General features: G+C 68.4%; 10 protein-coding genes. 6 read left to right on the forward strand and 4 right to left on the reverse strand.

Annotated features, from left to right (window positions below; all coding sequences use genetic code 11):
- Positions 1-52: 52 nt before the first annotated feature.
- Positions 53-2029: a penicillin-binding protein 2 gene (gene mrdA, locus AC1DY5_RS01055; RefSeq protein WP_478107509.1), complete on the forward strand. Its 1977-nt coding sequence runs from the start codon at positions 53-55 to the stop codon at positions 2027-2029.
- 4 nt (positions 2030-2033) lie between these two features.
- On the opposite strand, the gene AC1DY5_RS01060 is transcribed toward mrdA, so the two are convergent.
- Positions 2034-2441 carry a sulfite exporter TauE/SafE family protein gene (locus AC1DY5_RS01060; RefSeq protein WP_478107530.1) on the reverse strand — a complete coding sequence of 136 codons (408 nt, stop codon included), beginning with the start codon at positions 2439-2441 and terminating at the stop codon, positions 2034-2036.
- A 137-nt stretch (positions 2442-2578) separates the two neighbouring features.
- Positions 2579-4213, reverse strand: a complete 1635-nt coding sequence (locus tag AC1DY5_RS01065) for a GMC family oxidoreductase (RefSeq protein ID WP_478107511.1) — start codon at positions 4211-4213, stop codon at positions 2579-2581.
- Positions 4214-4412: 199 nt separating this feature from the next.
- On the opposite strand from AC1DY5_RS01065, the gene AC1DY5_RS01070 reads away from it, so the two are divergent.
- The 5 genes from AC1DY5_RS01070 to AC1DY5_RS01090 are packed head-to-tail and all read left to right on the forward strand — an operon-like array spanning position 4413 to position 8554.
- The gene (locus AC1DY5_RS01070) at positions 4413-5579 is read left to right on the forward strand and encodes an MlaE family ABC transporter permease (RefSeq protein ID WP_478107513.1); all 1167 of its coding nucleotides are present in this window, start codon (positions 4413-4415) and stop codon (positions 5577-5579) included.
- Positions 5579-6406, forward strand: coding sequence for an ABC transporter ATP-binding protein (locus tag AC1DY5_RS01075; RefSeq protein WP_478107515.1), 828 nt, complete (start codon positions 5579-5581; stop codon positions 6404-6406). The genes AC1DY5_RS01070 and AC1DY5_RS01075 overlap by 1 nt, the downstream gene beginning before the upstream one ends.
- A gap of 5 nt (positions 6407-6411) precedes the next feature.
- Positions 6412-7395, forward strand: a complete 984-nt coding sequence (locus AC1DY5_RS01080) for an MlaD family protein (protein WP_478107517.1) — start codon at positions 6412-6414, stop codon at positions 7393-7395.
- 19 nt (positions 7396-7414) lie between these two features.
- Positions 7415-8065, forward strand: coding sequence for an ABC-type transport auxiliary lipoprotein family protein (locus AC1DY5_RS01085; RefSeq protein ID WP_478107519.1), 651 nt, complete (start codon positions 7415-7417; stop codon positions 8063-8065).
- A gap of 30 nt (positions 8066-8095) precedes the next feature.
- Positions 8096-8554 (forward strand): metallophosphoesterase family protein, encoded by a 459-nt coding sequence (locus tag AC1DY5_RS01090; RefSeq protein ID WP_478107521.1) that lies wholly within the window; start codon positions 8096-8098, stop codon positions 8552-8554.
- 3 nt (positions 8555-8557) lie between these two features.
- Here AC1DY5_RS01090 and AC1DY5_RS01095 read toward each other — a convergent pair whose 3' ends face one another.
- Both AC1DY5_RS01095 and AC1DY5_RS01100 read right to left on the reverse strand, forming a co-directional pair.
- Positions 8558-9199 carry a MarC family protein gene (locus AC1DY5_RS01095; RefSeq protein WP_478107523.1) on the reverse strand — a complete coding sequence of 214 codons (642 nt, stop codon included), beginning with the start codon at positions 9197-9199 and terminating at the stop codon, positions 8558-8560.
- Between the two features lie 14 nt (positions 9200-9213).
- Complete coding sequence (locus AC1DY5_RS01100; RefSeq protein ID WP_478107525.1) at positions 9214-9960, reverse strand: SDR family oxidoreductase; 747 nt, start codon at positions 9958-9960, stop codon at positions 9214-9216.
- Between the last annotated feature and the right edge of the window lie 80 nt (positions 9961-10040).

The following is a 10040-nucleotide window of genomic DNA, read 5'->3' on the forward strand; positions in this document are numbered from 1 at the left end:
CCGACAGGCCCCATTGCCTGCGGGCTTCGTGCAGCCTAAGCTTCAGCACCCGATGACAGAGATCCGCAACGTTGCCGCCGACCTCGCCCGCTTCAAGCGGCGGGTGATCGTGATCGGCATGGTCGTGCTCACGGCCTTCGGGCTGCTGTGCGCGCGCCTGATCTACCTGCAGGTGGTGCGGCATGAAGACCTGGCCGAGCAGGCCGAGAGCAATCGCACGGCGATCGTGCCGGTGGTGCCGAACCGCGGCCTGATCCTGGACCGCAACGGGATCACGCTGGCTTCCAACTACTCGGCCTACACGCTCGAGATCACGCCCTCCAAGGCCGGCAACCTCGAGGAGACCATCGACGCATTGACCGAAGTGCTCGAGATCTCTCCGCGCGACCGCCGGCGCTTCAAGCGGCTGCGCGAAGACTCGCGCAGCTTCGACTCGGTGCCGATCCGGACCCGCCTGAGCGACGAGGAAGTGGCGCGCTTCGCGGCCCAGCGCTACCGCTTCCCGGGCGTCGAGATCAAGGCCCGGCTGTTCCGCAACTACCCCCATGGCGAACTGGCCAGCCACGTGCTGGGCTACATCGGCCGCATCAACCAGGCCGAGAAGACGGCGATGGAGGACTGGGAGGACGAGGACCTCGCCAACTACAAGGGCACCGAGTACATCGGCAAGCTCGGCATCGAGCAGAGCTACGAGAAGACGCTGCATGGCCAGACCGGCGTCGAGCAGATGGAAACCTCGGCCGGGGGCCGCGCGGTGCGCCGGCTCGCGGCCCATCCGGCGACGCCCGGCAACACCGTCATGCTGTCGCTCGACATCAAGCTGCAGAAGCTGGTCGAGGATATGTACGGCGAGCGCCGCGGCGCGCTGGTCGCCTTCGATCCCAAGACAGGCGAGATCCTGGCCTTCGTCAGCAAGCCGACCTTCGACCCCAACCTGTTCGTCGAAGGCATCGACAGCGAGAGCTGGAAGGAACTGAGCGAATCGCTCGACAAGCCGCTGCTCAATCGCGCCTTGCGCGGCACCTACCCGCCGGGCTCTACCTACAAGCCCTTCATGGCACTGGCGGCGCTGCGGACCGGCAAGCGCGGGCCCAGCGTGGTGGTCAATGACCCCGGCTACTTCAACTTCGGCGGCCATCGCTTCGGCAGCCCCGAAGGCAACATCGGCGGCGTCGACATGCGGCGCTCGATCCAGCTGTCGAGCAACATCTACTACTACTCGCTGGCCAACGAGATGGGCGTGGACCTGATCCACGATTCCATGAAGCCGCTGGGCTTCGGCCAGATCACCGGCATCGACATTGGCGGCGAGGTGCGCGGCGTGCTCCCCAGCACCGAGTGGAAGCGCAACGCCTACAAGCGTCTCGAGCAGAGGAAGTGGTACGCCGGCGAGACCATCTCGCTGGGCATCGGCCAGGGCTACAACAGCTTCACGATGCTCCAGTTGGCGCAGGCCACCGCGATCGTGGCCAATGGCGGCATCAAGAACAAGCCGCACCTGGTGCTGGCGATCCGCGACACGGTGACGGGCGAGGTCAAGCCGGTCGTGCAGCCGCCGCCGCAGGACCTCGGCTACAAGGCTTCAGACATCGCCGTGGTCCGCGAGGGCCTGACCGCCGTGGTGACCGGCGGCACCGCACGTGGCGTTTTCGTCGGCGCCGCCTACCAGGCGGCCGGCAAGACCGGCACCGCGCAGGCCGTCTCGCAGGCGCAGAACACCAAGTACAACGCCAAGGCGCTGGAGGAGCACCAGCGCGACCACGCCCTGTTCATGGCCTTCGCGCCGGTCAACGACCCCAAGATCGCGGTGGCGCTGATCGTCGAGAACGCCGGCTGGGGCGCCGGCGCCGCGGCGCCGATCGCGCGCCGCGTCTTCGACTACTGGCTCATGAACCAGTACCCGAGCGAGGCCGACATGGCGGCGATCCAGATCGGCAAGGCCACCGTGCCGATCGGCAAGCCGCGCGTGGCCAGCGACGTCGCCTGGTCGCCAGCCGGCATGACCGCACAGGCCTCGGTCGCCCCCTGAGCCTTCAACGCAGGAAGGCGTCGTAGGCCGTCTTCGGGATGAGAGCGCCGACCACCCTGATGAACACCTTGCGCACGAATGCGGCGCCCTGCCTGATGGCGACGCGGGCGCCGATCACGCTGCCGGCCACGTTGGCAAACGCCATGGTCACGGCCAGCGGCCACAGCACATGGCCCTTAAGCCCGAACAGCAGCAGCGCGCCCAGGTTGGTCATGGTGTTGAGCAGCTTGGCCGAGCCGGCCGCCTTGAGGAAGTCGTAGCCAGCGCAGGCCGACGCGATGGTGGAACTGCGCCGCCGCGGCCGCCGTGCCCCACTTGCTGTTGCCGCAGGACCTTGGCCCCAAAAGAAAAGGCGCCGACTGGCGGCGCCTTGTTCAAAAAAACGGCATCTCGTGCGGATGCCTTGTCTGATCTAGTTCTGGTTCTTCGAAAGATGTCTCCTCGGTCCCCCGCGCTGCGGGCTGGCCCGTTTGCGAGTGGCTGAACTTTAATTCGGCGCACCGTGCCAGTGCATCGGGGATTACCCGTCAATGGAAACAAACGGATACATCATGGAGCCACAGCCGCCTCGCGAACCCACCCGGCCGCCTTCTCGGCGATCATCAAGGTCGGGCTGTTGGTGTTGCCGCTGGTGATGGTCGGCATGGCTCCGGCGTCGACCACCCGCAGGCCCTCGATGCCGCGCACCCGCAGCCGCGAATCCAGCACCGCCATCGGATCGCCATCGGCGCCCATCCGCGTGGTGCCCACCGGATGGAAGATGGTGGTCGCGATGTCGCCGGCCAGCCGGGCCAGTTCCTCGTCGGTCTGGTACTGGAGTCCGGGCTTCCATTCCTCGGGGGCGTACTTCGCAAGCGCGGGCTGGGCGGCGATCCGGCGCGTGACCCGCAGCGAATCGGCCGCCACCTTGCGGTCCTCGTCGGTGCTGAGGTAGTTGGGCGCGATCGCCGGCGCGTCGCCGAACTTGCCGCTCTTGATGCGCACGGTGCCGCGGCTGGTCGGGTTGAGGTTGCAGACGCTGGCGGTGAAGGCCGGGAAGCTGTGCAGCGGCTCGCCGAAGGCGTCGAGCGACAGCGGCTGCACGTGGTACTCGAGGTTCGGCCACTCGTGCTCGGGCGAGCTGCGGGTGAAGGCCCCGAGCTGCGAGGGCGCCATGCTCATCGGCCCGCTGCGCTTGAACAGGTACTCCATGCCGATCTTCGCCTTGCCGTAGAGCGACGAGGCCAGTACGTTGAGCGTGGGTGCGCCCTGGATCTTGTAGACCGCGCGGATCTGCAGATGGTCCTGCAGGTTGGCGCCGACGCCCGGCAGGTCGGCCACCACCTCGATGCCGTGCTGCTGCAGCAGCTCCGCCGGGCCGATGCCCGAGAGCTGCAGCAGTTGCGGCGAGCCGATGCTGCCGGCGCACAACAGCACCTCGCGCGTGGCTTGCGCCGTCACCATCTCGTGGCCGTCCCAGACCTGCACGCCGGTGCAGCGCCGGCTGCCATCGGCCTGGGTCTCGACGATCAGCTTCGTCACATGGGCGTTGACCCACATCTCGAAGTTCGGCCGCCCGTAGCAAGTGGGCCGCAGGAAAGCCTTGGCGGTGTTCCAGCGCCAGCCGTTCTTCTGGTTGACCTGGAAATAGCCAACGCCCTCATTGCTGCCGCGGTTGAAGTCGCTGYTGTGAGGAATGCCGGCCTGCTGCGCAGCGTCGGCGAAGGCGTCGAGGATGTCCCAGCGCAGGCGCTGCTTCTCGACCCGCCATTCGCCGCCGGCGCCGTGCATCTCGTCGGCGCCGAGGTAATAGTCCTCGTGCTGCTTGAAGGCCGGCAGCACGTTGTTCCAGCGCCAGGCGTCGTCGCCAGTGAGCGCGGCCCAATGCTCGTAGTCGCGCGACTGGCCGCGCATGTAGATCATGCCGTTGATGCTCGAGCAGCCGCCCAGGGTCTTGCCGCGCGGGTAGCGCAGCGTGCGGCCGTTCAGCCCGGCGTCGGGCTCGGTGCTGTAGAGCCAGTCGGTGCGCGGGTTGCCGATGCAGTAGAGGTAGCCCACCGGGATGTGGATCCAGTGGTAGTCGTCCTTGCGGCCGGCTTCGATCAGCAGCGTGCGCTGCTGCGAGCTGCGGGTCAGGCGGTTGCACATCAACGCGCCGGCGGTGCCGCCGCCGATCACGATGTAGTCGAAGATGGTGTCGCTCATTCGGTCTTGCTTGTCTCTTGTCGTTTTGGAAAATGCCGCCGCCGGCCATCGGGCACTATTTCGCCGTCGGCACCGAATTGTGGCAAAGCCCCGGGGCTTGCGCGATCGCCTACGCGCAGGGGCGGCATTCGGGAGGCCCGTCGCGGACGCACCCGGTTACGATGTTGCGTCATTCGCTTCACGAACTGCCGCTGCCCTCATGCCGACCGATTCGCCGATGCCCGCCGATGCGCAAGAAGCGCAGGGCGCGCAACCGCGCGTCGTCGAACGCGATCAGGACGGCGGCCGATGGGCGGTGGCCACCGGCCGTTGGACCGTGCTGGCGATGTCGTCGGCGCGGGCCTGGGGCGCGCTGTCCGACAGCCTGAAGAGCGTCCCAGCCAAGGAGGGCCGCCCCTGGGACCTGCGGCCGATCGAGCAGCTCGATCACATCGGCGCCCAACTGCTCTGGGATCATTGGGGGCAGGCCTGGCCGGCGCGGCTCGAGATGGATTCGCAGCACAAGGCGGTGCTCGATCAGGTTGCCCTCTACACCTGCAGCGCGCCGGTCGAGCCCCCGGTCACGCTGGCCGCCCGCTTCAAGGCCTTCGMCCACAACGGGCCGCGGATGATGTTCGTGGCGCGCGATTTCCTCGGTCTCATCGGCCAGCTCACGCTCGACCTCGGTAAGCTGCTGCGGGCACCGCACCGCGGGCCCTGGCGCGATTTCTCGGGCCAGATCTACCAGTTCGGCACCACCGCGCTGCCGATCACCGCGCTGGTCGGCCTGCTGATCGGCGTGGTACTGGCCTACCTGACCTCGCAGCAGCTGCGCCAGTACGGCGCCGAGACCTTCATCGTCAATATCCTCGGCCTGTCGCTGATCCGCGAGCTCGGCCCGGTGCTGGCGGCGGTGCTGGTCGCCGGCCGCTCGGGCTCGGCCATCACGGCGCAGATCGGTGTCATGCGCGTCACCGATGAGCTCGATGCGATGCGTGTGATGGGCATCCCGCATGGCTTCCGGCTGGTGATGCCGCGGGTGCTGGCGCTGGCGATCACGATGCCGCTGATCAGCATGTGGACCTCGATGGCGGCGCTGTTCGGCGGCATGATCGCGGCCGACCTGTCGCTCGACATCTCGCCCGCGTACTTTCTCTCGGCGCTGCCGCGCGCGGTGCCGATGTCGAACCTCTATCTCGCGCTGTCCAAGTCGGCGGTGTTCGGGATCCTGATCGCGCTGATCGGCTGCCATTTCGGCCTGAGGGTCAAACCCAATACCGAGAGCCTCGGCCGCGGCACGACCTCGTCGGTGGTGACCTCGATCACGGTGGTGATCCTGGTCGATGCGCTGTTCGCGGTGCTGTTCAAGGGCGTGGGGCTGCGCTGATGACAGACAACTTTCCCCGCGACGCYGAACGCGTGGTCGAGATCCGCAAGCTCTGGACCATCTTCCGGTCGCCCGACGGCGACCAGGTGGTGCACCGCGACCTCGACCTCACGATCGTGCGCGGCGAGGTGCTGTCGCTGGTGGGCGGCTCGGGCACCGGCAAGACCGTGCTGCTGCGCCAGATCCTCGGGCTCGAGCATCCGACCCGCGGCGAGGTCACGGTGCTCGGCCGGCCGCCGGGGCAGCTCAGTGCGATGGGTGCCGCCAATGTCGGCATGCTGTTCCAGCACGGCGCGCTGTTCTCGGCCTTCAGCGTGCTCGACAACGTCGCCTTTCCGCTGCGCGAACTCAAGCTGCTGCCCGACGACCTGATCCGCGATGCCGCGCTGGTCAAGCTGCAGATGGTCGGGCTGAGCCCGCAGCAGGCCACCAAGAGTCCGGCCGATCTTTCGGGCGGCATGATCAAGCGGGTGGCGTTGGCGCGGGCACTGATCATGGACCCGCCCCTGCTGCTGCTCGACGAGCCCACCGCCGGCCTCGATCCCGAAAGTGCCGACGGCTTCTGCGACCTGCTGCGCGGCCTGCACCGCGAGCTCGGGCTCACGGTGGTGATGATCACGCACGACCTCGACACCCTGTTCGACCTCAGCAGCCGCATCGCGGTGCTGGCCGACCACAAGGTGATCGTCGCGGGGACGACGCGCGAGGTGATCGCGTATCCCCATCCGTTCATCCACGAGTACTTCCTCGGCGGCCGCGGCCAGCGCGCCATGGAAGCACTGCATGAAGGGGCGGCCGGCCGGTTGACCCCCTTGTCCGAAAGGTAGCCGCCATGGAAAACAAGTCCCATGCCCTCGCCGCCGGGGCCTTCGTGCTCGGCCTGATCGCCGTGATCGTCGCGTTGGTGGTCTGGCTCACGCGCGACAACACGGTGCGCAACATCTACGAGCTGTCGACCCGCGATCCGGTGAGCGGCCTGCAGCCGCAGGCCATGGTGCGCTACCGCGGGATCGCGGTCGGCAAGGTCGCTTCTATCGACTTCGACCCCAAGGTGAAAGGCAACGTGCGGGTCCGCATCACGGTCGACGAACGGGTGCCGCTCACCACCTCGACCTTCGCGACGTTGAGCTACCAGGGCGTCACCGGGCTGGCCTTCATCGCCCTCGACGACAAGGGCGAATCACAGGTCTCGCTGGTGCCGGACAACGACAATCCACCGCGCATCCCGCTCAAGCCTTCGCTGCTCGCCCAGTTGCAGGACCGCGGCGAAGTCATCCTCGGCAGGGTCGAAGACGTCACCAAGAAGGTCAACGCCCTGCTCGGCGACGACAACCAGAAGCGCATCGCCGATGCGCTGGAGAACATCGCGGGCGCTGCGGCCAGTGCCAACCAGCTGACCAAGTCGCTCGACAACACGGTCAAGAACGGCCTCGACCCGGCGCTCAAGGCGCTGCCGCCGCTGATGGACCGCACGCGCGACACCATGGTCACAGTCAAGGGCGCGGCCACCGACATCTCGCGGGTCGCCAACAACTTCAATGCGACCGCGACCCGCCTGAACGCCAAGGACGGTCCGATCGACCGCCTCGGCGACGGCACCAAGGCCCTGTCGCAGGCCGTCGATTCGTTTAACAACGCGACGCTGCCGCGCGTGAACCGGGTCGCCGACGACACCTCGCGCGCGGTGCGCCGCCTGGGCCGCGCGGCCGACGGCATCAGCGACAACCCGCAATCGCTGCTGTTCGGCAATGGCGGCGTGGTCGCCGGTCCTGGCGAACCCGGCTTCTCGGTGCCGGCGACGACTGCAAGTCCGTGAAGGCCATTCCATGATTTCCATGAACGACGCACTGAAGCACTTCCTGGCCGGCCCGGCCGCCGCGCTGCTGCTGGGGGGCTGCGGCGCGCTGCCCGACAAGCCGGCCCGGGCCRCACTCTACGATTTCGGGCCCGGCAACACGGCGCTTTCGCCGGCTGCCGCCGCCGCGCCGGCCCCGCGTGCGCTGCCGATGATCGCGCTGGCCGAGGTCGATGCCAATTCGCGGCTCGACGGCACCCAGCTGCTGTACCGCCTCGGCTACGCGGATTMGAACGAGCTGCGGCCCTATGGCCAGTCGCGCTGGAGCCAGCCGCCGGCGCAGCTGCTGCGCCAGCGCCTGCGCGAGGCGCTGTCGGCCGGCCACACGGTGCTGGGCCCGGAGGAGAGCGCCAGCATCGCCCGCAGCGCGGGCCGCCTGCCCGACACCCTGCGCGTCACGCTGGAGGAATTCAGCCAGTATTTCGAATCGCCCGAGCGCAGCATCGGCCTGGTGCGGGTGAGCGCCACGCTGACCCGCAATCAGCCCGCCGGCGACAAGGTGCTGGCCCAGCGCAGCTTCTCGGTCCGCAAACCGGCGCCGACAGCCGACGGGCCCGGCGGCGTCAAGGCCCTGGCATCGGCCAGCGACGTCGTGGTGGCCGAGCTGGTGGCCTGGGTCGACGCGCAGTAGGGCAGCGCGACCGAAGCACGGGCCGCCGCCATGCGCATCGGCATCATCTCCGACACCCACGGACTGCTGCGGCCCGAGGCGCTGGACTTTCTGCGCGGCGCCGACAACATCGTGCATGGCGGCGACATCGGCGGGCTGGAGATCATCGACGCCCTGTCCGCGCTGGCCCCGTTGACCGTCGTGCGCGGCAACAACGACGGCGGCGCCTGGGCCGAGGCGGTGCCGGAGACGGCGCTGCTGCAAGTCGATGGCCTGCGCCTGTTCGTGATCCACGATCTGGCGCAGCTGCGCATCGACCCGGTTGCGGCCGGCATTCGCGTCGTCGTGTCCGGCCACTCGCACCGCCCGCGGGCCGAGCAGCGCGGGCCGGTGCTCTATCTCAATCCGGGCAGTGCGGGGCCGCGCCGTTTCAGGCTGCCGATCTCGGTGGCCGAGCTGCGGATCGATGGCGAGGCGATCGTGCCGCGCATCGTCGACCTGGGCGCGTAGCGCTCAGGTCGCGCGGTGCAGCACCGGGAACAGCGTGCCCAGCCCGTCGGCCATCACCTCGACCGCCAGCGCCGCGAGGATCAGGCCCATCAGCCGCGTCATGACGTTGATGCCGGTCTTGCCGAGCACCCGCGCGATCGGCTCGGCCAGCGAGAAGGTGACGCCGGTGGCCAGGCCGATCACCACGCCGTAGCCGACTAGGATCGCGAGCTCCCAGACATGCTGGGTGCGGTCGGCGAAGATCACCACGGTCGACATGGTGGCCGGGCCGGTCAGCAGCGGAATGGTCAGCGGCACGACCGCGATCGAGGCGCCGAGCGATGCCTTCACCTCGGTCGCGCGGATCTCGTCCTTGTTGGTCTTCGACTCCGCCGGTTCGGCGTTCAGCATCGAGAGCGAACTGATCAGTAGCAGCATTCCGCCACCGACCTGGAAGCTCGCGATCGAGATGCCGAAGAAGGACAGCAGCTGCAGCCCCAGCAGCGCGCTGACCGCGATCACGATGAAGGCACTGAAAGCCGATACCCAGGCGGTGCGCTTGCGCTGCTGGTCGGTGCAGCCCTGGGTGTAGTGAATGAAGAAGGGCACGATCGCCAGCGGGTTGACGATGGCCAGCAGCGTGATCAGCGGCTTGATCAGGTCCATCGCGGGGGGAGCCATCAGCGACCGCCCGTGATGTCGAGGGAGGTTCCGGTGACGTAGCCGGCCTCGGCCGACAGCAGCCACAGGATGCCGTTGGCCACTTCCTCGGCCGTCCCGGTGCGCTTCATCGGCACGGTCGAGGCGAGCTGGAGGGCGCGGTCGGGCAGGCCGCCCGAGGCGTGGATCTCGGTGTCGATCAGGCCGGGGCGCACCGCATTGACGCGGATGCCTTCCGCGGCCACCTCCTTGGCCAGGCCGATCGTGAGGCTCTCGATCGCGCCCTTGCTCGCGGCGTAGTCCACGTACTGGCCGGGCGAGCCCAGGCGCGCGGCGGCGCTCGAGAGGTTGACGATCGCCCCGCCTCTGCCGCCGTGCCTCGTGCTCATGCGCCGCACGGCCTCGCGGGCGCAGACGAAGCTGCCGATGACGTTGATGCGCAGCATGCGCTCGAGCCGCGCCACGCTCATCTCGTCGACCCGGGCCTGCATGTCGACCACGCCGGCGTTGTTGACCAGCGCCGTCAGGCGCCCCAGCTTGGCGTCGACCTTCTCGAACATCGCCAGCACCTGGGACTCGTCGCCGACGTCGGCCTGGACCGTGATCGCTGTGCCGCCCGAAGCCCGGATGCTGCGCACCACCTCGTCGGCGGCCAGCGAGTTGCTGGCATAGTTGACGGCCACGGCGTAGCCGCGGCGGGCGGCCTGGAGGGCGGTCGCCGCGCCGATGCCGCGGCTGCCGCCGGTGATCAGAAGTACCTCGTCCAAATCCCACCTCCTGCACGGAAGCCGTGCCTCAGTTAAAACCGTCTGCGTCGGATTACATCATCGAGGAGACGCTCTTGAGC

This window comes from Variovorax sp. P4_D9, assembly GCF_056401695.1.

What these genes read in the sequence shown, in the direction of transcription:
- mrdA (WP_478107509.1), top strand. Translation starts at nt 53, where the DNA reads ATGACAGAGATCCGCAACGTTGCCGCCGACCTCGCCCGCTTCAAGCGG.
- AC1DY5_RS01080 (WP_478107517.1), top strand. Translation starts at nt 6,412, where the DNA reads ATGGAAAACAAGTCCCATGCCCTCGCCGCCGGGGCCTTCGTGCTCGGC.
- AC1DY5_RS01090 (WP_478107521.1), top strand. Translation starts at nt 8,096, where the DNA reads ATGCGCATCGGCATCATCTCCGACACCCACGGACTGCTGCGGCCCGAG.
- AC1DY5_RS01095 (WP_478107523.1), bottom strand. Translation starts at nt 9,199, where the DNA reads ATGGACCTGATCAAGCCGCTGATCACGCTGCTGGCCATCGTCAACCCG.